At 75.8% G+C, this 22,736-nt stretch carries 25 protein-coding genes; 9 read left to right on the top strand and 16 right to left on the bottom strand.

Features of this window, described 5'->3' with window-relative positions; translation table 11 throughout:
• Positions 1–79: 79 nt before the first annotated feature.
• The 7 genes from ABT403_RS20305 to ABT403_RS20275 form a co-directional block, all read right to left on the bottom strand.
• Positions 80–433, bottom strand: a complete 354-nt coding sequence (locus ABT403_RS20305; protein WP_344166649.1) for a DUF805 domain-containing protein — start codon at positions 431–433, stop codon at positions 80–82.
• Between the two features lie 160 nt (positions 434–593).
• Positions 594–1,403 carry a chitosanase gene (locus ABT403_RS20300; protein ID WP_344166790.1) on the bottom strand — a complete coding sequence of 270 codons (810 nt, stop codon included), beginning with the start codon at positions 1,401–1,403 and terminating at the stop codon, positions 594–596.
• 118 nt (positions 1,404–1,521) lie between these two features.
• Complete coding sequence (locus ABT403_RS20295) at positions 1,522–2,136, bottom strand: GNAT family N-acetyltransferase (RefSeq protein WP_344166647.1); 615 nt, start codon at positions 2,134–2,136, stop codon at positions 1,522–1,524.
• A 106-nt stretch (positions 2,137–2,242) separates the two neighbouring features.
• Complete coding sequence (gene corA / locus ABT403_RS20290) at positions 2,243–3,325, bottom strand: magnesium/cobalt transporter CorA (protein WP_344166645.1); 1,083 nt, start codon at positions 3,323–3,325, stop codon at positions 2,243–2,245.
• 73 nt (positions 3,326–3,398) lie between these two features.
• Positions 3,399–3,791 (bottom strand): TOBE domain-containing protein, encoded by a 393-nt coding sequence (locus ABT403_RS20285; protein ID WP_344166643.1) that lies wholly within the window; start codon positions 3,789–3,791, stop codon positions 3,399–3,401.
• 32 nt (positions 3,792–3,823) lie between these two features.
• Entirely contained in the window at positions 3,824–5,605 is a 1,782-nt protein-coding gene (locus ABT403_RS20280) for a serine/threonine-protein kinase (protein WP_344166788.1), read from the bottom strand.
• 149 nt (positions 5,606–5,754) lie between these two features.
• The gene (locus tag ABT403_RS20275; RefSeq protein ID WP_344166641.1) at positions 5,755–6,696 is read right to left on the bottom strand and encodes a LysR family transcriptional regulator ArgP; all 942 of its coding nucleotides are present in this window, start codon (positions 6,694–6,696) and stop codon (positions 5,755–5,757) included.
• A 69-nt stretch (positions 6,697–6,765) separates the two neighbouring features.
• Here ABT403_RS20275 and ABT403_RS20270 point away from each other — a divergent pair, with 69 nt between their 5' ends.
• The 4 genes from ABT403_RS20270 to ABT403_RS20255 all read left to right on the top strand — a co-directional run bounded on the left by ABT403_RS20270 (position 6,766) and on the right by ABT403_RS20255 (position 9,914).
• Positions 6,766–7,389: a LysE/ArgO family amino acid transporter gene (locus ABT403_RS20270; protein WP_344166639.1), complete on the top strand. Its 624-nt coding sequence runs from the start codon at positions 6,766–6,768 to the stop codon at positions 7,387–7,389.
• A gap of 131 nt (positions 7,390–7,520) precedes the next feature.
• Positions 7,521–8,558 carry an NUDIX domain-containing protein gene (locus tag ABT403_RS20265; protein ID WP_344166637.1) on the top strand — a complete coding sequence of 346 codons (1,038 nt, stop codon included), beginning with the start codon at positions 7,521–7,523 and terminating at the stop codon, positions 8,556–8,558.
• A 63-nt stretch (positions 8,559–8,621) separates the two neighbouring features.
• Entirely contained in the window at positions 8,622–9,203 is a 582-nt protein-coding gene (locus ABT403_RS20260; protein ID WP_344166635.1) for a DUF6153 family protein, read from the top strand.
• Positions 9,204–9,272: 69 nt separating this feature from the next.
• Complete coding sequence (locus ABT403_RS20255; protein ID WP_344166633.1) at positions 9,273–9,914, top strand: DUF305 domain-containing protein; 642 nt, start codon at positions 9,273–9,275, stop codon at positions 9,912–9,914.
• Positions 9,915–9,990: 76 nt separating this feature from the next.
• On the opposite strand, the gene ABT403_RS20250 is transcribed toward ABT403_RS20255, so the two are convergent.
• A complete protein-coding gene (locus ABT403_RS20250) occupies positions 9,991–12,057 on the bottom strand; it encodes a SpoIIE family protein phosphatase (protein ID WP_344166631.1) in 2,067 nt (688 codons plus the stop codon).
• A 215-nt stretch (positions 12,058–12,272) separates the two neighbouring features.
• Here ABT403_RS20250 and ABT403_RS20245 point away from each other — a divergent pair, with 215 nt between their 5' ends.
• Both ABT403_RS20245 and ABT403_RS20240 read left to right on the top strand, forming a co-directional pair.
• Positions 12,273–12,503: a hypothetical protein gene (locus tag ABT403_RS20245; protein WP_344166629.1), complete on the top strand. Its 231-nt coding sequence runs from the start codon at positions 12,273–12,275 to the stop codon at positions 12,501–12,503.
• 66 nt (positions 12,504–12,569) lie between these two features.
• Positions 12,570–13,670 (top strand): carboxylate-amine ligase, encoded by a 1,101-nt coding sequence (locus ABT403_RS20240; RefSeq protein ID WP_344166627.1) that lies wholly within the window; start codon positions 12,570–12,572, stop codon positions 13,668–13,670.
• 199 nt (positions 13,671–13,869) lie between these two features.
• Here the strand turns inward: ABT403_RS20240 and ABT403_RS20235 are convergent, their stop codons facing one another.
• Complete coding sequence (locus ABT403_RS20235) at positions 13,870–16,668, bottom strand: ATP-binding protein (protein WP_344166625.1); 2,799 nt, start codon at positions 16,666–16,668, stop codon at positions 13,870–13,872.
• 133 nt (positions 16,669–16,801) lie between these two features.
• Between ABT403_RS20235 and ABT403_RS20230 the strand changes: the two genes are divergently transcribed.
• From ABT403_RS20230 to ABT403_RS20220, 3 genes are all read left to right on the top strand, one after another.
• On the top strand, positions 16,802–17,158 hold the full coding sequence (locus ABT403_RS20230; RefSeq protein WP_344166623.1) for a VOC family protein: 357 nt from the start codon (positions 16,802–16,804) through the stop codon (positions 17,156–17,158).
• The gene (locus ABT403_RS20225) at positions 17,155–17,607 is read left to right on the top strand and encodes a pyridoxamine 5'-phosphate oxidase family protein (protein WP_344166621.1); all 453 of its coding nucleotides are present in this window, start codon (positions 17,155–17,157) and stop codon (positions 17,605–17,607) included. The genes ABT403_RS20230 and ABT403_RS20225 overlap by 4 nt, the downstream gene beginning before the upstream one ends.
• A 68-nt stretch (positions 17,608–17,675) precedes the next feature.
• A complete protein-coding gene (locus tag ABT403_RS20220; RefSeq protein ID WP_344166619.1) occupies positions 17,676–18,131 on the top strand; it encodes an iron chaperone in 456 nt (151 codons plus the stop codon).
• A 30-nt stretch (positions 18,132–18,161) separates the two neighbouring features.
• Here the strand turns inward: ABT403_RS20220 and ABT403_RS20215 are convergent, their stop codons facing one another.
• From ABT403_RS20215 to ABT403_RS20185, 7 genes are read right to left on the bottom strand one after another with little or no spacing between them, the layout of a single operon-like run.
• Entirely contained in the window at positions 18,162–20,027 is a 1,866-nt protein-coding gene (locus ABT403_RS20215) for a complex I subunit 5 family protein (RefSeq protein WP_344166617.1), read from the bottom strand.
• 15 nt (positions 20,028–20,042) lie between these two features.
• A complete protein-coding gene (locus ABT403_RS20210; RefSeq protein ID WP_344166615.1) occupies positions 20,043–20,441 on the bottom strand; it encodes an NADH-quinone oxidoreductase subunit K in 399 nt (132 codons plus the stop codon).
• A complete protein-coding gene (locus ABT403_RS20205) occupies positions 20,438–21,166 on the bottom strand; it encodes an MnhB domain-containing protein (RefSeq protein WP_425580299.1) in 729 nt (242 codons plus the stop codon). Before ABT403_RS20205 ends, ABT403_RS20210 begins: the two co-directional genes overlap by 4 nt.
• Positions 21,163–21,453: a Na(+)/H(+) antiporter subunit B gene (locus tag ABT403_RS20200; RefSeq protein ID WP_344166613.1), complete on the bottom strand. Its 291-nt coding sequence runs from the start codon at positions 21,451–21,453 to the stop codon at positions 21,163–21,165. The genes ABT403_RS20205 and ABT403_RS20200 overlap by 4 nt, the downstream gene beginning before the upstream one ends.
• Entirely contained in the window at positions 21,450–21,764 is a 315-nt protein-coding gene (locus ABT403_RS20195) for a monovalent cation/H(+) antiporter subunit G (protein WP_344166611.1), read from the bottom strand. Before ABT403_RS20195 ends, ABT403_RS20200 begins: the two co-directional genes overlap by 4 nt.
• On the bottom strand, positions 21,761–22,144 hold the full coding sequence (locus ABT403_RS20190) for an MrpF/PhaF family protein (protein ID WP_344166609.1): 384 nt from the start codon (positions 22,142–22,144) through the stop codon (positions 21,761–21,763). The genes ABT403_RS20195 and ABT403_RS20190 overlap by 4 nt, the downstream gene beginning before the upstream one ends.
• Complete coding sequence (locus ABT403_RS20185; protein ID WP_344166607.1) at positions 22,141–22,635, bottom strand: hypothetical protein; 495 nt, start codon at positions 22,633–22,635, stop codon at positions 22,141–22,143. Before ABT403_RS20185 ends, ABT403_RS20190 begins: the two co-directional genes overlap by 4 nt.
• Positions 22,636–22,736 lie beyond the last annotated feature (101 nt).

Here is a 22,736-nt window from a genome sequence, read left to right as displayed (position 1 = left end):
CCCGGCACGCGAAAGCGCCGTCACCGGCTGCTACGAGCCGGTGGCGGCGCTGTGGGGTGCGGGTCCGCCCGGAGGTGCGTCAGGCGGCGATCTGCTTGGGGCTGGGGCCGTACGCGTTCGGCCCGGCGTCACCCTCGGTGGCCATCAGGATGAGCATCCAGATGAACCCGATGAAGGGGATGAGGCTGATCAGGTACCACCATCCGGACTTGCCCGTGTCGTGCAGCCGGCGGACCGAGACCCCCAGGGAAGGGAGGAAGACGGCGAGGGTGTAGATCCAGGAGAGAACCGGGTAGCTGCCGAGCGCGTAGTCGAGGATCGTGAGGACGATGACGATCGGGATGTTCCAGAGGAGGAACATCCAGTACTCCTGGCGGCGGGCGCGGCCCTGGAAGTCGGCGTACCGCTTGATGACGTCGAGGTAGTAGTTCACGAGTCCCCCCTTGGGACGGAACCTGCGGCCCCTCCCCTGAAAAAACGGGGCCGGGCCGGACTTATGCCCTCACGACGACGCCCTCAAGCCACTTCGAGCCAACCGAATAAGGCCAGCACCCCTGGTTTCAAAGGCAGTTGTGCCGCTCGACGGGCCGCGTTCAGCCGATGTGGTACGAGTCCCCGTACACCTTCCAGTCAAGCGGGGTGTTCAGGTTGAGGTTGCCCTTGCGGAGGAAGACGCGCTGGGCGGTGTCGACGCGGCTGGTGTCGCTGTGCGCCTCCTCCTGCTTCATCGCCCAGACGCGGGCGTCGAGGAAGGCGTTCAGCCAGGTGGTCTCGTTGCCGCCCTGGGCCGGGGGCTTGGCCTTCGACAGCGCCCGCTTGCGGATGTTGCGGAAGCTGGTGGCGTCGCCGCCGTCGCCGTGCATGACGATGGCGTCGTAGTAGATGAACTGGCCGAGGGCGCCGACGCCGTCGGCCTTGCCCTGCTTGACGGCCGGGTTGAAGTAGACCCGGTCGCGCTCGTGGTCCTGGGCCTTCTTGAACTCGGCGTCCTGGGCGGCCTTGGCCCAGTCCTTGGTGAAGTTCGGGTCCAGGCCCGCGTGGGAGTCGCCGCCGTTGACCTTGCGCAGGGCCGGGAGGTACTTGGCGAGCACGTTGCCGGGCTTGACCTGGGTGTAGTACTCGACGAGGTCGAGCATGTCGCCGGTGCCGGAGCAGAAGCCGATGATGCCGGCGGTGTAGCCGCGGCCGTCGCCTATGTCCTCGATGTACTTGTACTGGGCCTTCCAGTCGAGGGAGGAGTTCTCGGCGCTGGAGACGATCCGCATGGCGACGTCCTTCTTCGCCGGATCGTCGAGGCCGACGGCCGCGCGGGCGGCGGCGGCCGGCGGGGTGGGGGCGGCGGGCACGGCCTGGGCCGCCGGGACCGCGAGGAGGGTGGCGCCGAGGAGGGCGCCGACGGCCATGACGGCGCGGGGGGTGGTGAACACGAGGCCTCCGTAGGGGGGTTGAGCCTTCCCTGTTCCGTTAGGAAACTTTCCTACCAGACGGAGAAGGCGGAGGACACCCCTCGGAAGGACCGGCTCAGGACTCCCGGCGGGCCGCCAGGCGCTCGCGCAGGGCCCGCTTCGCGGCGGGCCACTCGGGCCGGGTGAGTGAGAAGACCACCGTGTCGCGCACATGGCCGTCCCGCATGACCATGTGCTGGCGCAGGATCCCCTCCTGGGTCGCGCCGAGGCGGGCGATGGCGGCGCGGGAGGCGGCGTTGCGGACGTCGGTGAGCAGCTCGACGCGGTTCATCCCGAGCTCTTCGAAGGCGTGGGTGAGCATGAGGAGCTTGGCCTCGGCGTTCACACCCGTGCGCTGCCAGGTCCGGCCGAGGAAGGTCCAGCCGATCTCCAGGCGCCGGTTGGCGGTGTCGATCCTCATCAGCCGGGTCGAGCCGGCGATCCGGCCCGTGGCGAGGTCCACCGTCGCGTACGCGATGTCCGTGCCCGCCTCGCGCCCCGCGACGGCGTCGGTTATGAAGGCGCGTACGTCGTCGGGGTGCGGGACGAGGGTGACGGCGAGCTCCCAGAGACTGCCGTCGCGGACCGCCTCGCAGAGGCCGTCGTGGTGCCGGTGGTCCAGCGGCTCCAGCCGTACCCGCCCGCCGGTGAGTTCCGCCACCGCCTGTTCCGCCACTGCCTGTTCCGCCATGCCTGACCCGCCCGTTCGCGCTGATCCGATCCGTCTTCCGACAGCCGGACCCTAATGCGGGGAGGGGTCGTCCACGCCATCGGTTTTCGCCGGGCGGCGGACGGGATCAGAGCCAGCCGTTGCGGCGGAAGCCCCGGTGGATGACGTAGCAGGCCACCGCCATCACGCCGAGGACCAGCGGGTAGCCGTACGTCCAGTGCAGCTCCGGCATGTGGTCGAAGTTCATGCCGTACACCCCGCACACCATCGTGGGCACCGCCACGATCGCCGCCCACGCCGTGATCTTCCGCATGTCCTCGTTCTGCGCGACCGTCACCTGCGCCAGGTGCGCCTGGAGGATCGAGTCGAGGAGGCCGTCGTACGCGGCGATCTGCTCGGTCGCCCGCGTCAGGTGGTCGGCCACGTCGCGGAAGTACGCCCGGACCTCCGCCGGGATCACCGGTATCGGCTGGGTGGCCAGGTGTTCCAGCGGCCGCCCCAGCGGGGCCACCGCCCGCCGCAGTTCGAGGAGTTCGCGCTTGAGCTGGTAGATCCGGCCGGCGTCGCCGCGTCCGCCGTGCTCGCTGAACACGGCCGTCTCCACGGCGTCCATGTCGCTCTGCACCGCGTCCGTCACGGCCACGTAGTCGTCGACCACGTGGTCGGCCATGGCGTGCAGCACGGCCGCCGGCCCCTTCGCCAGCTGCTCCGGCTCGGCCTCCAGGGCCTCGCGGACGGGGCCGAGGGTGCCGTGGCCGCCGTGCCGGATGGTGATGACGAAGTCCTCGCCGACGAAGGCCATCAGCTCGCCGGTCTCCACCACCTCGCTGGTCGCCGTCAGTTCCTCGTGCTCGACGTAGCGGACGGTCTTGAACACCGCGAAGAGGGTGTCGTCGTAGCGCTCCACCTTGGGCCGCTGGTGGGCGTGGACGGCGTCCTCCACGGCCAGCGGGTGCAGTCCGAGCAGCTCCGCGAGTCCCGCCAGCTCCAGCTGCGAGGGCTCGTGCAGGCCGATCCAGACGAAGCCCTCGCCCGTCTTGCGGACCCGGCGCAGCGCCTCCTCGACCTCGGCGCAGCCCTCCTGGCGGATGCCGTCCTGGTAGACCACGCAGTTGACCACGGAGCTGCCGAGCGGGGAGCGGGCCGGGTGGCTGAGGTCGACGGCCCTCCGGTAGCCGCGACGGACGGCCCGGCGCAGGTTGCTGAACATGGACAACGCGGTACTCCCCTTCGGCGGATCAGCGGCCAGTCTGCCACCGCCGCGCCGGGCGACCCGTGCCAGGTCAGCCCCGGTCGACGAAGACGCTGGTCGACTTCACCCGCGCCGTGGCCCGCGAGCCCACCTCCAGGCCCAGCTCCTCCACCGCCTCCCGGGTCAGCAGGGAGACGACGCGGTGCGGGCCGGCCTGGATCTCGACCTGCGCGTCGACCGTGCCGAGCTTGACGCCCGTGACGATGCCGGGGAAGGCGTTGCGCGCCGAGGTGTGCGGGGCCTCCTCGCCCTCGGCGGCCTCCTGCGCGGCCTCCACGCAGAACGCGGCCAGGTCCGGGCCGTCGACCATGCGGCGGGTGCCCTCGCGGCGGGTGGGGAAGCGCTCGGCGTCGGCCCAGCGGCGGGCCGTGTCGACGCTGACGCCGAGCAGCCGGGCCGCCTGGCCGATGGTGTAGGACTCCATGCGCGCAGCTTAGGCCGGGGGCGGGCGGGGTCCTAACAGGCGGGGGAAGAGCCCTTCTGGCCGGTGAGGTCGCGGTTGTAGAGCCAGCCCGTCTGGTTGGTGCCGTCCACGCGCACGAACGTCCACTGATTCCCGTACGAGTTGACGATGTAGCAGTGGTACCAGAGCTTCGTGCCGCTCTTGACCAGGGCGCCCTGGGCGCACTGCTGGTAGGGCGCGGCCAGCAGGTGGTGGTCGCCCGATATGAAGCCGTAGGTGCCCGGCTTGGGGTCCTTGTGGGTCCAGCCGGCGCAGCCCGTCGGCACGGGGGCCGGCTTGGCCGGGGCGGTGGACGGGGAGGCCGACGCGGAGGGCGAGGCCGTCTTCTTCGAGGCGCTGGGGGACGGGCCGCTCCTGGACGGGGAGGGGGACGGGCCCGGGCTCGCGGTGCCGGGCAGGTCGCCCGGGCCGGTGGTCGCGGGGGCGGCCGGCGGCGGCGTGGCCGTGGTGCGCGTCTTCTTCCCGCCGCCTCCGGACGTCAGGGCGTAGGTGACGCCTCCGGCCGCGAGTACGGCGACCACGGCGACGGCCACCGCGACCCGCCCCCGCCGCCGCACCCGTCCCCCGTCCGCGCCGGGAGCGCCGGGAGCGCCGGCGGGCGGGGCGTAGTGGGGGGCGGGGTGGGGCTGGTGTGCGGGGTGGGGCTGGTGCGGAAACGATCCGGCGGGACCCGTACCGGCTGCGGCAGGCGGCGGCCCGAACCCGGGAGGCGCCCCGGCACCGGACGCCGCGAAGGGCGCCGCCCCGGGCCCGGCGGACGGCCCGGCGGGCGCGGCACCGAACGGCGGTGCCACGGCGGACGGCGCCGTGGGCGTCGGCCCGAACACACCGGCCGGCGGCCGCGGTACGGCCGCACCCGCCCCGGCGGCGCCCGGCGGGGCGGGGTGCGCCCCGGCCACTCCCCCGGCCCCGGCAGCGGCCCCGGACGCGACCGCCTCCAGCATCGCCCGGGCCTGGTCGGCGGTGGGCCGGGCGTCGGGGTCCTTCGCCATCAGCGCCTGGAGCACCGGCCCGAGCGGCCCCGCCCGTCCGGCCTCCGGCAGCGGTTCCGCGACGATCGCGGACAGCGTCGACCACACCGAGGTCCGGCGGAACGGCGAAACGCCCTCCACGGCCGCGTACAGGGTCATCCCCAGCGACCAGATGTCCGAGGCGGGTCCGGGCTCGCGGCCCTGGGCGCGCTCCGGCGGCAGGTAGTCGAGCGAGCCGACGATCTCGCCGCTGCGGGTCAGCTTCGCCAGTTCCTCGTCGTCGGGGTTCTGCATGCTGGCGATGCCGAAGTCGGTGAGGACGACCCGGCCGCCGCGCTCCAGCAGCACGTTGCCCGGCTTGACGTCCCGGTGCAGGACCCCGGCCCGGTGGGCGGCGTCGAGGGCGTCCATCAGCTTGGCTCCGACGGCGGCGGCCTCGTACGGGTCGAGCGCGCCCCGCTGCTCCACGACGGCGTCGAGCGAGGGGCCGTCGACGAGTTCCATCACGATGACCGGGAGCCCCTGCTCCTCGGTCACGTCGTGCACGGTGACCACCCCGGTGTGCCGGATGCGCGCGGCGGCCTGTGCCTCCCGCCGCATCCGGGTGCGTAGGTCGGCCAGTTCGGCGGGGCCGGCGTCGGTGTAGGCGCGCAGCAGCTTGACGGCGACCTCCCGGCCGAGCAGCTCGTCGACCGCCCGCGCGACCACGCCCATGCCGCCGCGGCCGATCACCGAGGTCACCCGGTAGCGCCCCCCGAGCGCCCTGCCGACGAGGTCCCCGTCGTTCGCCTGCTCCGATGGCACCGGCACCGCCCGCTCCGTTCCCTCACCGGCCGTCCGTCCACGGCCTGCCGGGGCCAAGCGTAGAGGGCATGATCACACCGGGGTCCACCCGGTCGGCGGAGCCGTGCCCGGGGACGTGCCCCGTTTCGGGCGCGCCCCGCGCGGCGCGGTCAGCGCGAGCGTTCCCCCGCGCCGGGAGCGGGCCGCCCCGGCGGCAGGAGCGCCTCGCGGGCGGTCTCGGCGACCAGCCGGGCGACCGTCGCCAGGGCGGGCGAGTCCAGCTTCCACTGCTGCCAGTACAGCGGTACCTCGAGGGTCCGCCCCGGTGTCAGCCGGACGAGGGCCCCGGCGCGCAGCAGGGGTTCGGCCTGCGGGCCGGGCACCAGCCCCCAGCCGAGGCCGGCGGCCACCGCGTCGCGGAAGCCCTCCGAGGTCGGCACCCGGTGGCGGACGGGCGAGGCGCCCGCGACGTCCCCGGTGAGGGCGCGGACGAAGGAGTCCTGGAGGTCGTCGCGGCGGTCGAAGACGATGGTCGGAGCCCGCCGCAGGTCCGCCGCCGGGTCCCCGGTCAGGTGGCGGGCGGCGAAGCCGGGGCTGGCCACCGGCAGGTAGCGGACCAGTCCCAGCGCCCGTACGGTGCACCCCGCCACCGGGTCCGGCGAGGAGGTGACGGCCGCCATCACCTGGCCCTCGCGCAGCAGCGCGGTGGTGTGGGACTCGTCCTCGCGGTACAGCTCGAAGCAGACGGGCGGGTCCTGCGGGACCCGGCTCAGCACCGGCAGGAACCAGGTGGACAGCGAGTCCGCGTTCACGGCGATGGGCAGCCGGACCGGCCCCAGCCCGTCGGCGGTCCCCATCCCCAGCTCGGCCCGGGCGTCGCGCTCCAGGCGGGCCAGCTGGCGGGCGAAGCGGACGACGACCTCGCCCGACTCGGTGGCCCGGACCGGTTTGGTCCGCATCAGCAGGACCCGCCCGGTTCGCTGCTCCAGGGCCTTCACGCGCTGGCTGACGGCGGAGGGCGTCACGTGCAGTGCCGCGGCCGCCGCGTCGAACGTGCCCTCGTCGACGACCGCGAGGAGGGTGCGCACCTGGTCCAGGGGAAGCTCGTCCATCACGAACGCTAAGGGTACGTAAAAATCTTTAGCTGTACTGTGCACCGTGCGCTGTCTACCGTCGGGGACATGAACAACGGCATCACCTCAGCGCTCCTGGCCGGCTTCGGCACCGGCCTCTCCCTCATCGTCGCCATCGGCGCCCAGAACGCCTTCGTGCTCCGCCAGGGTGCGCGCCGGCACGCCGTGCTGTGGGTGGTCGCCATCTGCGCCCTGTCCGACGCCGTCCTGATCGGGCTCGGCGTGGCCGGCGTCGGCGCCTTCGTCACGGCGTGGCCGGCCGCGCTGACGGCCGTCGGCATCGCCGGCGGCGGCTTCCTCGTCTGCTACGGGCTCCTCGCCGCGCGCCGGGTGCTGCGCCCGGCCCCGGGCGCGGCCCTCACCACGGAGGGCGCCACCACCGGGTCCGCCCGCGCGGCCGTACTGACCTGCCTGGCCATGACCTGGCTGAACCCGCACGTCTACCTGGACACCGTCCTGCTGGTGGGTTCGCTCGCCGCCGACCGCGGCGATCTGCGCTGGGCCTTCGGGACCGGGGCCGTGGTGGCCAGCCTGATCTGGTTCTCCACCCTCGGCTACGGGTCCCGGCTGCTCAGCGGGGTGCTCGCGAAGCCGGGCGCCTGGCGGGTGCTGGACGGGCTGGTGGCCGCGACCATGGTCACGATGGGCGGCATGCTCCTGGCCCGGGCCTGAGGTCCGGACGGGGCCGCGCGCGCCGTGGTAGGTATCCCGGTGCGCGGCACCCCGCCGCCCTCACCACCTCCCCTCCCTCGCCGCCTCGCCGCCCCCGATGCCCCGGTCCGCCGATCCCAGGAGCCGTCACCGTGCCCGACCGCCCGTCACCCGAGGCCCTGCGCGCCTACTACGCCGCCCAGCCGTCCCCGCTGGTCGCCGCGACCGGGATCGTCCTGGACAGGGCGGGGCGGGTCCTCGTCCTGACCCCTTCCTACAAGGACGGCCTCGAACTGCCGGGCGGCACGGTGGAGGACACCGAGACCCCGGAGGAGGGGCTCGCGCGGGAGCTGAAGGAGGAGCTGGACCTGACGGCTGCGGTGGGGCGGCTGCTCGCCGTGGACTCCTGCGCGCCGGGCACGCTCGGGCGCTCGCTCGTGGTGCACGTGTACCTGGTGGGGCCGCTCCCGGCCGACCGGGCCGGGGCACTCTCCTTCCCGGACGGCGAGGTCTCCGAGGCCCGCTGGCTCTCCCCCGACGAGGCGGTGCGGCAGCTGCCCCCACGGCTCGCGCCCCGGCTGCGCGCCGCGCTGGCGGCCCTGTACTCGGGCTCGCTCGCGCACCTCGTCGACGGCGTTCCGCAGCCCGGCTCACCGGCCGGCTTCGCCCCGGCGGACCGGGCGGCCCGGGAGCACGCGGGCGGTTACGACGCGGCCGCCCACCGGGCGGCCCGGCCCAAGGCCCTCACGGCGGCGAACGTGCTGTTCACCGACGCGGCCGGCCGGGTGCTGCTGGTCCGGCCCGGCTACGGCGAGCCGGGCCGCTGGCTGCTGCCCGGCGGCGGGGTCGACAGCGACCTCGGGGAGACGCCCCGGGCCGCCGCCGCCCGGGAGGTCCGCGAGGAGCTCGGCCTGGAGCGGGCCCCCGGCCGGCTGCTCGCCGTCAACTGGTCCCACCGGCCGGGGTACCCGGCGCGGGTGCGGTTCCTCTACGACGGCGGGGTGCTCGACGCGGGGACGCTGGCCCGGATCCGGCTGGCGCCGGGGGAACTGCTGGAGTGGCGCACCGCGCCCCGGCGGGAGCTGCGCGGGCTGGCCGGACCCCACCTGCGCCGGCAGATCAAGGCCTGCCTGAAGGCGCTCGCCGAGGGCACCGGCCCGCTGGAGCTGCACCGGGGCCGGCCGGTGTGAGACCGGCCGCATACCCCCTACCCGTGTGGAGTATGCGGCGCTCGCTCGCATACGATGCCGGGCATGGGTACGCGAGCGGGACGAACGGGGAGGCCTTGCGGGCCGCCCGCCTTCCTGCTGCTCGTCCTGGCGGTCCTCACGGGCCTGGTGGCCATGCACGGCCTGGGCCCGGGCGGCCTCCCCCGGCCCACCGGTACGGAGACGGCCCCCACCGGCGCCCTCCACACCCGGCCCGAAGCGGTCCGCGCCGGTTCCGGCCCCATGGAGGCCACCGAGCCCGCCCCGGTCCACACCGCGCCCGGCCACGAACCCACCGCCCACACCGGGCCCCGCACCGTCCGGAGCGACGCAGACGCCCACACCGGGCCCGCCGCCCACACCCGCGCCGCCTCCGGGCGGGACGCCGACGCGGAGCACGCCGACGCCGGCGCCGAGCACGGCGGGCGCGGGGGCGGGCACGCCGTGCACGCGGACCCCACCTGCGCGGCCTCCGGCACCAGCGGTGCCCCGGTCCTGCCCCCGCTCGCCCCCGCGCCCGGCGGTGTCGCCGCCGCGTGCGCGGCCGCGCACACGGCGCCGCCCGGGGCAACGGCGTCCGGGCGCGCACCCCCCTCCCTCAGCGAACTCCAGCTCCTGCGCATATAGGGCGGCCCTCCGGCGTTTCCCGCCGACCGAGCCCGTTCCGACACGTTCCAGCACAGGAGAAGCACCACCATGTACGCCAAGCGTTCCCTGATCCGCCGCACCACCGCGCTCGCCGCGGCCGCCACCGCCACCCTCGTCCTCGCCGCCTGCGGCGGGAAGAGCGACGGCGCCTCCGGGCACAGCGCAGGCCACGAGGCCTCCCCGTCCGCCTCCGCCTCCCCCTCGGGCCCCGCCCGGGGCTCGGGCGCGAACAACGCCGCCGACACCGCCTTCGCCCAGGGCATGATCCCCCACCACCGCCAGGCCCTGGAGATGGCCTCGCTCGCCGCGACCCGCGCCGAGTCGGCCGAGGTCAAGGCGCTCGCCGGCGAGATCGAGAAGGCCCAGGACCCGGAGATCAAGACCCTCTCCGGGTGGCTCACCTCCTGGGGCGAGCAGGTGCCCGCCGCCGAGGGCGGCGGCCACTCGGGCCACTCCATGTCCGGGATGATGACGGGCGAGGAGATGGACCAGCTGTCGAAGGCCTCCGGCAAGGCCTTCGACACCGCGTTCCTCCAGCTGATGGTCAAGCACCACGAGGGCGCCGTCGCCATGGCGAAGACGGAGCAGACGGGCGGCCGGTACCAGCCCGCCAAGGACATGGCCGCCTCGATCATCGGCTCGCAGAGCGCCGAGATCACCCGCATGAACGGCCTCCTCGGCAAGAACTGACTCGGGCGCCGGCACCTCGGCCGCAGCCCCCGCCCGTTCCCGCACCGGGCGGCGCGGGGGCTGCGGCCCTGCGGGGTCAGCCGCCGACCCGCGCGACGAGCAGGGCGATGTCGTCGTCCGCGGCGGCCGGGACCAGGTGGCTGATCAGCGAGTCGCACACGTGGTCCGGCCCGCGCCTCGGGTCCGCGAGGAGCTGCGTGAGCTCGGCCAGCCGCTCGTCGAGGTCGCTGCCCCGCGCCTCGATCAGGCCGTCGGTGTAGAGGACGAGGAGGCTGCCCGGGGGGACCTCCACCTCGGTCGGGGTGAAGGCGATGCCCCCCACCCCGAGGGGGACGCCGGGCGGGGTGTCGAGGATCCGGACGGTGCCGTCGGGGAGGGCCAGGGCGGGCGGGGGGTGCCCGGCCCGGGTGACGGTGCAGCGGCCGGCGGCGGGGTCGACCACCACGTACAGGAAGGTGACGAGCATCGGCTCGGCGAGGTCGGCGAGGGCGGCCTCCAGCTGGTGCAGCAGCCGGACGGGCGACAGGTCCAGGCGGGCGAGGGAGCGTACGGAGGCGGAGAGCCGGCCCATGACGGCGGCGGCGCCGATGCCGTGGCCCATCACGTCGCCGATCAGCAGCGCGGCCTTGCCGCCGGCCAGGGGCAGGACGTCGTACCAGTCCCCGCCGACCTCGTTGACGTCGCTCGCGGGCAGGTAGCGGTGGCTGACCTCGATGCCCGCCGGCGGGGTGATGTGCTGGGGCAGCATGCTGCGCTGGAGGATGACGGCGGTCTCGTGCTCGCGGTGGTAGAGGCGGGCGTTGTCGATGCTGAGGGCGGCGCGGGCGGCGAGTTCGGTGGCGAGGGTGACGTCCTCGGAGCCGAAGGCGCCGACCGGGCGGGTGCGGTAGAAGCCCGCCACGCCGAGGACCCGGCCCCGGGCCACCAGAGGGGCCATGACGAGGGAGTGGACCCCCGCCCCCAGCAGTTGCGCGGGTCTGGCCGTGTGCCGGGCGGCGGGGGCGATCGACTGGTCGTCGAGGTGTGCCACCAGGAAGGGCTGCCGCCCGGCGAGGGCCTGGGTGTAGGGGGCGGTCGCGGGGAAGAACAGGGTCCGGCCCAGGGGGGCGAGGATGTCCGTCACCCGCGAGCCGCCGAGCGGGGCCCGGCCCAGCCTGCGCAGGGCCACCCCGCCGCTGAGGCCCATGCCGGGTTCCTCTCCCCGGGCCAGGGCGTCGAGGACGTCGACGGTGACGGCGTCGGCGAGGCGGGGGACGGCGAGGTCGGCGAGTTCCTGCGCGGTCCGCTCCAGGTCCAGGCTGGAGCCCATCCGGATGCTGGCCTCGCTGAGCAGGGCGAGCCGGCGCCGGCCCGCCTCCGCCTCGACGTGGTCGCGCCGCTGCTCGGTGATGTCCACGAGGGAGGCGATGACGCCGATGGGCATGTGAGCCGGGTCTTCCACACGGACGTAGGAGCAGGACCACACCCGGTCGTGGTCCGGTTCGGCCGGGGTGCGCCCGACGCGGCGGCGGCCGAGGACCGGCTCGCCGCTCTCCAGGACCTGGAGCATGGCCTCCTCCATCTCGTGGGCGTTGACCGCGGGGAGGATCTCGGCGAGGCGGCGCCCCACGTGGGCGGACTCGGGCAGCCCGTTCATGGCTTCCAGGGCGGCGTTGACCTGGAGGAACCGCAGCTGGGTGTCGAGGATCGCGATGCCGACGGGCGAGCGGGCGAACAGGCCGTCCCATACCGCCGAGGAGCCGCGGATGCGCCGGGCGGCGGGGGCGTCGGCGGCGAAGACCAGGACCGTCGCGGTGCCCTGTCCCTGCCGGTCCGCCACGGGTGAGGCCCATATCTCCAGCTCCATGGGGTGCCCGTCGCGGTGCCAGGCGGTCACCGTGCCCATCACACCCCGTCCGGTGGCCGCGGTCTCCCACAGGGTGCGGCCCAGGCTGCGGTCGGATCCGGGGTGGAGGAGGTCGGCGATGTTGTGGCCAAGCATCTGCGGCGGGGAGTAGCCGAGCAGCTCCTGGGCGACCTGGTTCCAGCGCACGATCGTGCCGGCGGGACTGGTGGCGATCAGCGCCACCGGCAGGGAGCCCAGCCAGCCGCCGGCGGCCTGCGCCGCGTCGATCAGGTCGTCGACCTGGATGTCCTCGTTCATCCGGCACGCACCCCACACCCGAGCCCGTTCCCCCTCCATCGTGGTCCGCCCCCCGCCCCGCCGCCTCCCGGGCCCCCAACGTGGTCCGCCCCGCGTTCGAGACCACGGGGCGGCACGTCGGCGTCTGCCCGGAGGCGGTACGGGCAAACGCACAGGGGTAGCTTCTAAAGGGGAGGAACCTGAACAGAAGGGGCGGGGCTTGAGGAGCGTGCGCCATGGGTGACAGAGAGCGGGACGAGGGCCGGGACCGGGGCCGGACCCCCGAGCGGGACCACGGGCGGCGCATCCGCGGGCGGTCGCCGGAGCCCGGGCAGCTGAGGACGGGCGGACGGCCGCGCACCCCCGACGAGATCACGCACGAGCGGGGCCGGGAGGACGCGACGATGCGCGACGTGATGAGGGACCTGCGCGAGGAGGACCTGGACGACATGCGCGACGACCGCTGACGGCCGGACGCGCGACTGCGCCCGCCACGGGCGGGTAGACGCCGGGTCCCGAGGGAGGAGACCGCGATGCGTACGCTGACGATGGGAGTGGAGGAGGAGTTCCTGCTCGTCGACCGGGCCAGCAGGCGCCCTGCCGAACGGGCGCCCGACGTGATCGCGGCCGCCGCCGTCGAGCTGGGCGAGCAGGTCCAGTCGGAGTTCTACAACGCGCAGGTGGAGGTGTGCACACGGCCCGTTTCCGACACGGCCGGGCTGCGTGCGGAGCTGGCGCGGCTGCGGCGCACCGCCGTGGCCGCCGCCGGGGAACACGGGTGCAGGCTGGTGGCGACCGGGACCCCCGCGCTCCCTCCCGACCGGCCGCTGACCGTCACCGACTGCGACCGCTACCGGCGCATGGCCCGCGCGTTCGCCCCGCTGGTGGGCCGCTACGACGGCCTGGTCTGCGGCTGCCACGTGCACCTGGGCACCATGGACCGGGCCACCGCCCTGGACCTGTCCCACCGGATGCGCCCCTGGCTGCCGGTGCTCCAGAGCCTGACCGGCAACTCCCCTTTCACCCTGGGCCGTGACACGGGATTCGACAGCTGGCGCTTCAAGCAGTTCGCCCGCTGGCCCACCGTCGGCCCCGCCCCGGTGATGCGCGAAGCGCAGTACGAGGCGTACGTGGGCGCCCTCGTCAAGGACCGGATCCTGATGGACCGGAGGATGCTCTACTGGTACGCCCGCCCCTCCGAGCACGTGCCCACCCTGGAGATCCGGGTCGCCGACACCAACGCCGACCTCGACACGGTGGTCCTCCTCGCCGCCCTCATCCGCGGCCTCGCGCAGTCCCTGCTGGTGGAGGACGAACACCACCGGCCGCCCCCGGAGGTCTCCGACCGGCGGCTGCGCGCCGCACACGAGCTCGCGGCCGCCAACGGGCTGGACGGCTGGGGCCTCGACCCCGGCACCGGCGAACGGCTGCCCGCCGGAACGCTGGTGGACCGCCTCCTGGCCCGCGCGACCCCGGGGCTGGAGGCCAACGGGGACCTCGGCCTCGCGCAGGAGCTGCTGCGCCGGCTGCGCCACGAGGGCAGCGGAGCCGCCCGCCAGCGCGCGGTACTGCACCGGCACGGCCGCCTCACCGAGGTCGTCGACTCCCTCGCCGACACCACGGCCTCGGTCTAGGCCGTCTCTTCCGGATCTTGCTCCCCCAGCTACCGCTGGGAGGTGCCCCCAGACCCGCGCCGCCCGGCACCGCACCTCGCCGCCTTGGCCGGGCGCCAAGTACGTCCAGTACTCCGGCGCCCAGCCAAGGCACCGATGCACGGCACCGAACGACGCGGGCTTAACCGGCAAGATCCAAAAGAGACGGCCTAGAACCGCCCTACCGGGCGGCCATCGGCGCGAATCCGAGGCGGGCCAGTGCGGCCGCCCCGGTCGTGGCGTGTTCGCCCCCGGCGAGGAGCAGCGTGCGCGCCCACTGGTAGCGGCAGCCGGCCGCCTCGAACGCCGCCGCGCTCGCCGGCAGTCGGCCCGGGTCGCAGTCGAGCAGCGCCTGCGCCCGCTCCACCAGGGCGGTGGCGACCGGGTTCCCGGCGACGCGGGCCCGGGCGGCGGCGACGCGGGCCCGGGCGTCCGGATGTCCGGCGAGGACGGCGGCCTCCGCCCGGAGGGCCTCGTACCAGTGCAGCCAGACCCAGCAGACCCACTTCCAGACCCGCTCCGGCTCCGGCGCCAGCCGCTCCAGGGCCGCGTGCGGATCGCCGTGGTGGAGCAGGACCAGGGCGTCGAAGACGGCGCCGTGCCCGTAGCGGTTGTCCTCCTTGCCGCCCGCCCGGTCGGTGATCGCGAGCCACGCGGCCCGCTCCGCGTCATCGCCCCGCAGACCGTGGACCATCGCGACGGCCGAGGCGGCCGGGCCGAGGGAGAACGAGCGCTGCCGGCCGGTCCGCTCCCACGCGTCGAGGAAGCGCACACTGCCGGTGAGCACCTCGTCGCCGCGGCCCGCGAACGCGTCCGCGACCAGCAGCCAGGAGGTGGCGTGGTCGCCGACGTCGGCCAGCTGGGGCTGGTCCGCGAGCTCGGCGCCCCACCGGCGGGCCGCCGGCAGCTCGCCCGCGCCGACGGCGGTCGCGGCGGCCATGGCGAGGGCGTCGATGAGCTCGTGCGTCCGGGCGGGGGTGCTCGGCGCCGAGGCCAGGACGTCGATCCGCTCCCGGGCGGCGGCCGCTGCGGCGAAGGTCTCCCCGGCCCAGCTCTGTGCTCCGGACAGCGCGTCGAGGGCGGCGGACCGGGCCACCGGATCGCCCGCGGTCCGGGCGAGCGCGACGGCCCGTTCGGCGCAGGCGACGGTGTCCGGCGCGGCGTTGTCCGGGGCCCCCTGGACCGCGCCGAAGGCGTCCGCGGCCACCGCCGCCTCGGCCAGCGCGACGGCCGCCACGGCGGCCGGATCGTCCTCGGCGGCCTGGCCGCGCGCCCGCGCGAGCAGGCCGGTCACCTCGTCCGCGGGCGGAACCCGGACGAACGTGCTGGAGAAGCGGTACGCGGCCGTGGCGGCCGCCGCCAGGTCGCGGGCGGCCCGGGCAGTGTCCCCGGCCCGCCGGGCGGCTTCGGCGGCGGCCCGGTGCAGCCGGTACATGTCGTCGCCGAGCCTGCGGCAGCCGGCCACCCCGGCGGCCTGCCGCAGCGCGGAGGCGGCCTCGGCGTCGGTGGCGGCGAACAGCGCCGCCTGCTCGTACCGCTGCTGCGCCTCGCCCAGCAGGTTGCGGGTGAAGGCCGCCCCGGCCAGGGACACGGCGAGGCGGTACGCGTCCGCCCGCCGCTCCGGCCGGTCGGCGGCCCAGGCCAGGGCGGCCCGCAGGTCCTCGGCGATCGCGTCGAACCGGACCCGCCGGTGCGGGTCTTCACCGTCCTGGAGCCCGGCGGCGCCGGCCAGGCACCATGCCAGGTGGCGCGAGCGGACACCATCGAGCTCACCGGCCTCGTCGAGCCGCTCCGTGCCGTACTGGCGGAGGGTCTCCAGCGCCTGGTAGCGGGTGCCCGTCCCGGACGGCGTCACGGCGAGCAGGCTCTGCTCGGCGAGCCGGCCCAGCCCGTCGGCGACCGCGGCCGCCTCCAGCGGGGCGAACCCGGCCACCGTCGCCGCCGCCTCGGCGGTGAACGGGGCGACGAACGCCGACACCCGGCGCAGCAGGGCCCGGTCCTGCGGGTCGAGCAGGTCGTGGCTCCAGTCCAGGACGGCCCGCACCGACCGGTGCCTGCCGTCGGCACGGGGGCCGCCGGCGAGGATCCGGAGCTGGTCGCGCAGGCCGGCCGTCAGACCGTCCAGGCCGAGCGTGGACCACCGGGCCGCCGCCAGTTCGATGGCCAGCGCCATGCCGTCGAGCCGTTCGCACAGGGCCGCGATGCGGTCGTGCTCCGACGGGTCCGGGGCCCTGCCGACCGCCGCCGCCCGCTCCAGGAACAGGGCGACCGCCTCCGACCCGCCGCCGCCGACCCGGGACAGCGCCGGCACCGGGAAGACCCACTCGAAGGGCACCATCAGCCGGGCCCGGCTGGTCGCGAGCACCCGTATCCCCGGGCAGGCCACGAGCAGCCGTTCCAGGAAGGGCGCCACCCCGTCGCGCACCTGCTCGCAGTTGTCCAGCACCAGCAGTGCCTGACGGTCCGTCAAGGCCGCGATCAGCGCGTCGTCGATGCCGCGTCCGGGCTGCTCGCCCACGCCCATGGCGGCCGCGACCGCCGCGCCCACCCGCGCCGGGTCGGTGACCGGGACCAGGTCGACGAAGCACACCCCGTCGGCGAAGTCGCCGGCCACCTGGGCCGCCACCGTGAGGGCGAGCCGGGTCTTGCCGACCCCGCCCAGGCCGACGGCGGTCACCAGCCGACGCTCCGTCACCGCCCGTGCCAGCTCCCCGCGTTCACGGGTCCGGCCGACGAACGCGGTCAGCGGGGCCGGCAGCGCGGGTGCCATGCGCGCCGGCCCGGCGGGCGCCGGCGCGGGCGCCCGGCGGGACAGCGCCCGCCGGTCCGCGACCTCCAACTTCCGCAGCAGCGAGGAGACGTGGGACTCGACCGTGCGGACGGAGATGAACAGCCGCGCGGCTATCTCCGCGTTGCTCAGGTGCTCCCCGAGCAGCGCGAGCACGTCGGCTTCCCGGGCGGAGATCACTGGAGTGGACACCGGGTCATTATCCGTAGTGCTTTCCGTGGTGGGCACGGAGGCGCCACGCACCCCGGCCGGGGGAGGCTGTGCACACAGGGAACGGGCCCGGCGAACCGCCGGGTGACCGGGACCCGCGACGACAGGAGTGACCGTGACCAGCTCTTCCACCCAGGGGATCAAGACCGTGCTGCACCCCGTGTCCGACCTCGCCCAGGCCAAGGCCGTGTACACCGCGCTGCTGGGTGTCGCGCCGCAGACCGACACCCCCCACTACGTCGGCTTCGACGTCGCCGGCCAGCACATCGGCCTCCTCCCGAACGGCGGACCGCAGGGCCTGACCACCCCGCTGGCCCACTGGCACGTCGCGGACATCGAGGCGAAGCTCGCCGAGGTGACCGCCGCGGGCGCCACCGTCAAGGAGCCCTCGCACGACGTCGGCGGCGGCCGCCTCGTGGCCACCGTCATCGACCCCGACGGCAACCTCCTCGGCCTGGTGCAGGACCGGTGAGCACCCCGCCCCGCTCCCGCGCGCAGCGCCGCCGGGACACCGAGCACCGGCTCGCACACGACGTCGACGTCTGGGTGGCCAGCGCCTCACCGGACGGCGCCCCCCATCTGGTGCCGCTGTCCTTCGACTGGGACGGCGAGGCGCTGCTGGCGGCCACCCCGGCCGAGAGCCCCACCGGCCTGAACCTGGCCGCCACCCGGACCGCCCGGCTGGCCCTCGGCCACACCCGCGACGTCGCGATGATCGAGGGCGACGTCGAGGTCCTCGACCTGGACGCGCTGCCGCCGGACCGGGGCGACCGGTTCGCCGCCCGTACCGGCTTCGACCCGCGCTCGCTCACCACCGCCTACCGCTGGTTCCGCATCACCCCCCGCCGTGTCCAGGCCTGGCGGGAGGCGGACGAGCTGGCCGGCCGGGAGCTGATGCGCGAGGGCCGCTGGCTGGCCTGACGCCCGGCCCTCCTCCTCACGGTCCACACCTTCACGTCCTCACGTTCACATCCTCAAGGGAGATCACCATGACCGGCACCGACGTCAGCACGCAGCAGGGGTTCACGGCCGAGGAGCGGGCCGCGATGAAGGACCATGCGCGGGACCTCAAGAAGGCGGCGGCGCGCCGCGGTTCGAAGGCGGAGAAGGCGGCGCAGGAGGAACAGGACGTGCTCGCGAAGATCGCCGAGATGCGGGACTCCGACCGGATCATGGCCGAGCGCGTCCACGCGGTCGTGACCGCCACCGCACCGGTCCTCGCGCCGAAGCTCTGGTACGGGATGCCCGCCTACGCCCTGGACGGCAAGATCGTCTGCTTCTTCCAGTGCGCGGAGAAGTTCAAGGCGCGTTACGCGACGCTCGGGTTCAGCGACCTGGCGAAGCTGGACGACGGCCCGATGTGGGCGGCCGGCTTCGCCCTGACCGAGGTGACGCCGGAGGTGGAGGAGCGGATCGCCGCCCTGGTGGAGCGGGCGGTGCGGTAGGGGGCGCCCCCGTGGGGGGTGTCCGGCGGATCAGGCCGTCAGGGTGAACACCACCATCAGCGCGGCCAGTCCGGCGGCCAGCCAGGTGACGTAGTCCCCCACGTGCCCGGAGTGCAGGCGGCGCAGCGGCACCACCGCGAAGCCGGTGGCGCGGCCGGCCGCGGCCCGTACGGCCCCGGCCGCCGGGCCCGTCAGGGCGGGCCCCCACAGCGCGGCGGCGGCCAGGGCGGCCGCCAGCAGGGCGCAGGCCAGCCCGAGCAGGACGCCCTGGGCCGTCCAGCCGGCCTCCGGTACCGGCGGGCCCGGCGCCGCGGCCGTGCGGCCGGCCACCGCGGCGGCGTACCCGGCTGGGTCGCAGAACCGTGCGGCGGCCCGCGCGACGGAGCGGGCGATCCCGGGCAGCAGACCGACCGCCAGTGAGCCGGCGAGCAGCAGGGCGGGGACTGCGAGCATGACGTGCGGCACCCCGCGGCGGGGGTCGCGTACCTCGGGCTCCTCCCCGCTCCCGGTGGTCTCGGGGCCCGCGTGCCGCTGCCGGGGCGGTGTCCCGGCCCCGGCGAACACCCGTAGCCCGGCCCGCAGGACGGCGCCGGCGGTGAGGGCGGGGACGAGCAGGAACAGCGGCAGCAGCCAGGGCGCCGCCCCGGCGGCGGCGTGTTCGGCGACGGCCTTGCCGAGGCCGGTGCCGAAGGGCGGCAGGCCGGCCAGTGCCAGGGCGCCCGCCAGGGTCAGCGCGGCGGCCGCCGGGAGGCCGCGGCCGCGCCCGTACAGCCCGTGCTCGTCGACCGAGCCGAACCGGTCGAGGAGGACGCCGACCACCGCGAACAGGGCGGCCTTGGCCCCGGCGTGGCCGAGGACGTACAGGGCGGCCCCGGCCGTGCCCGCCGGGGTGAGCAGGGCGGTCGCGCACAGGAACAGCCCCATGTGCCCGACGGTGGAGTGGGCGAGCATCCGTTTGAGGTGCCGCTGCTGCCAGCAGAGCACCCCGCCGGTCAGCGCGGTCAGCGCGCCGACGACGAGGAAGGTGGTGCGGAAGGCCTCCGCGGGGATGCCGCCGGGGCCGGAGAAGACCGTCCAGTAGACGCGGAGCAGCCCGTAGAGGCCGAGTTCGACCATCACCCCGGACAGCAGCATGCACACCGGGGACGGGGCCTCGGAGTGGGCGTCGGGGAGCCAGAAGTGGAAGGGCACGGCGGCCGCCTTGACCAGCATGGCCGTGGCGATGAGGGCGAACGCGGCGGCGGCCACCGGTCCGGCCGGCCGCGCGCCGAGTTCCTCGCCGATGCGGGCGAGGGCGAGTTCGCCGGTGCGGGCGTAGAGCAGGCCGGTGCCGAGCAGGGCGCAGTAGCCGGCGACCGACCCGGTCAGCGCGAAGGCGAGGGCCCCCTGGAGCGGGCGGGGCTCCTCCACGCGGTAGGCGGTGAGGGCGTACGCGGCGACGCCCATCAGCTCGAAGAAGACGAAGGCGTCGAACAGGTCGCCGGTGAGGGCGAACCCGCACATGCCGGCCTCGAAGAGGAGCAGCAGGGCGGGGAAGGCGCCGCCGTGGCCCCGTTCGGCCTCCGGTTCGTCGAAGTAGCGCCAGGCGTAGCCGAGGGCGGCCAGGACGAGCGCGGCCGCGAGGAGCGCGAGCCCGGCGCCGGTGCGGTCGGCGGCGAGGACGATGCCGACGCCGTGGCCGCCCACCGGGGTCCAGGCGGCGACCCAGCTGATGATCCGTCCGTCCCCGGCGGCCGACCACAGTACGGCGAGGAGGGCCAGCTGGGCGGCGGCCCAGGTGGTGGCGAGGGCGTCGGCGGCGGTCCTGGGCAGCCAGCGGCCGGGGCCGGCGAGGAGGACGGCCCCGAGGAGCGGCCAGGCGACGGTGAGCGGCGGCAGGGCGGCGGCGTGCGTCACGGCGGGTGCCCGCTCTCAGCCCTTGAGGCCGGTGAGGGCGTCGGGGTCGGCGGTGCCGTGGCGTTTGGCCGTCTGGAGCACGAGGGCGAGCAGCAGGGCGCTGACGGCGGCTCCGACGACGACGTCGGTCAGGGTGAGGGCGTGGGCGACGGGATCGGTCACCGGGGTTCCGGGCGGGATGTCGGTGAAGTAGGGGGCGGTGCCGCCGCGCCGGTAGCCGACGGCCAGGAGCAGGACGTAGGTGCCCGCCTGGACCACGCTCAGGCAGCCGACGGCGTGTACCGCGTGGCGGCTGGTGACCAGGCCGTGGAGGCCGGCGAGGAGGATCCAGCCGGCGGCGAGGTAGGGCAGTGGGTCGCCGGTGAGGGCGTCGGCGGGCAGACCGGTCGCCAGGTGGGTCGTGGTCGTCGTCATCCGGTCTCGATCTCCAGGGCCTGGTCGAGGAAGGCGGCGAGGAGCACCACGAGGGCGGAGCCGACCTCCACCCCGACGGCCGCGTTGAGCAGGGGCACGGTGCCGCCGGAGGTGATCCGGCCCAGCGTGCCCCAGGGCAGGACGTTCTCCAGGTAGGCCGAGCCCCACGCCAGGCCGGCCAGGCCGAGGACGGCGAAGGCCCCGGCCGCCGTCGCGTCGGCGAGGTCGAGGACGGTGCGGGGCCGGACCGCGCGCAGGACCCGGTAGTCGGCCGCCAGGTAGGCGACGTGCAGTCCGGTGGCGAGGACCACCCCGCCCTGGAAGCCGCCGCCCGGGGTGAGCTGCCCGTGGGCGACCACGTACACGCCGGTGACCAGGGCGACGGGCAGCAGGACGGTGCCGGCCAGCCGGACGGTGGGCAGGACGCGGCCGGGGCGGGGGCTGACGGCGTGCTCGTCGCGGGCGCGGCGCAGGACGAGGGCGGCGCCGAGGACGGCGGTGAAGAGGATGAACTCCTCGCCGAGGGTGTCGAATCCGCGCTGGTCGAAGTTGACGGAGGCCACCGCGTTCGCGGTGCGCCGCGCGAGGGCCGCGGGGACGGCCCGGTCGGCGTAGGGGTGGAAGGGGCCGCCGAAGACGGGGAGGTGGACGCAGGAGAGCGCGTAGCAGAGGGCGATGGCCACGGCCGCGCACCGGAACACCAGGGTGCGGGCGGCGCGGCTCACCGGTCCCCGTCCCGGACGCGCCGTCCCCCGTCCGGGCCCGCACCGGGCCGCCGGCGGATCCTGCGCACGGTCAGGAGGATCAGCAGCGGGGTGACGACGGTGCCCACGGCCAGCTGGGACAGGGCGACGTCGGGGGCCTGGAGGAAGGTGAACAGGAGGGCGAGGAGCAGGCCGAGCTGGCCCAGCACGACGGCCTGGCGGACCGGGTCGCGGGTGCGGGCTGCGACGGTGGCGACGACGGCGACCAGCAGCACGGTGGCGTCGATGAGGAGCCCGGCGGGGGTCACGGCGGGGAGTCCCGGGGGACGCGGCCCTCGTCGACGGCGGTGGAACGGCCGACGGCGAGGGTGGCCAGGGTTCCGCCGAGCACCATGAGCGCGGCCACGACCAGTAGTTTTCCCGCCTCGCGGCCGGGCCCGGCGGCCACCGCGAGGGCGAGGGCGCACAGCGGTGCCCCCAGGGAGGAGGCGGGCGTCAGGGCGTGCAGCCGCGCGTGGGGCCGGGGCAGCGCCAGCAGGGCGGCGCCCGACAGCAGCAGGACGCCGGTCCCGGCGGCGAGCAGGACGACGGCGCAGGCCTCGCGCGGCTCCACCGTCACCCCCCTCCCCCGGAACGGCCGCCGCCCGGGGTACCGGAGGCGGGCGGCCGGGAACCCGTGCCGGACGGGGCGGCCGGGCCCGGGCGGGTGCCCGGCGGCGGGCCCTGCGGGCGGCGCAGGACGCGGGCGAAGACGAGCACGCCGACCGGTCCCAGGACGGCCAGGACGAGCGCGAGGTCCTCGTAGCCGCTGCGGCCGAAGCCCCGCGCGGCCAGCAGCAGGACGGCGGTGGCCGTGGTGCCGGTGAGGGCCAGGCCGGCCAGCCGCTCCTGCGGGGTTCCCCGGCAGCCGGCCACCAGGCCGGGCGGCAGCCCCAGGAGCAGCAGGAGGGCGGCCGCGCCGAGCCAGACGTTCCATTCCCCGCCCGCGCCCCCGTTCACCGGCGGCCGCCGGTGGTCAGGGCCCGCTCCAGGGCGGTGGGGCGGCCGGGCAGGGTGTGGGCGAGGACGGTGGGGCCGGCGGGGTCGAGGTCGACGACGTACAGCCCGGGGGTGGCGGAGAGCAGCCCGCAGACCCAGGCCGTCCCGCTGCCGGGGCGCAGGCGCACGGTGTGGAAGCGGCCGGTGACGCGGTGGCCGCGCAGGACGCGCGCGGTGGCGGCGGCGAGCCGGGCGGTGTCGGTGAGCAGGGCGCCGGGGAACAGCAGCAGGGCGGTGAGGAGCCGGGCGCGGCCGCCGGTCCGGGCCGTGGCGGCGCGCCGCACCGCCCGCGCGGCCGCCGCCGCGAGGAGGGCGCCGGCCGCGGCGACGGCGAGTTCGGGCCAGGACAGGGTGCTGATGAACAGCACCTGGAGGAGGAGGGCCGCGGCCCACCACCCGAACAGCTCCGCCGCGGCGGCCGCGGCCGTGGCGCCTCCCGCCGTACCCGTCATCCGCGCCTCCGCGTCGTCCGTGCGCCGTGCCCCGTGCCCGCGGCGCCGTCGTCCCGCCTGCCGGGCCAGGTCTACCGCCCTCCCCCGCGCCGGGCCCCGGG

It is taken from the genome of Streptomyces sp. NPDC000075 (assembly GCF_040301925.1).
GTDB lineage: Bacteria > Actinomycetota > Actinomycetes > Streptomycetales > Streptomycetaceae > Streptomyces > Streptomyces polychromogenes.
The sequence above is the reverse complement of the archived record's forward strand: the minus strand, read 5'-3'. Positions and strand labels throughout refer to the sequence as shown.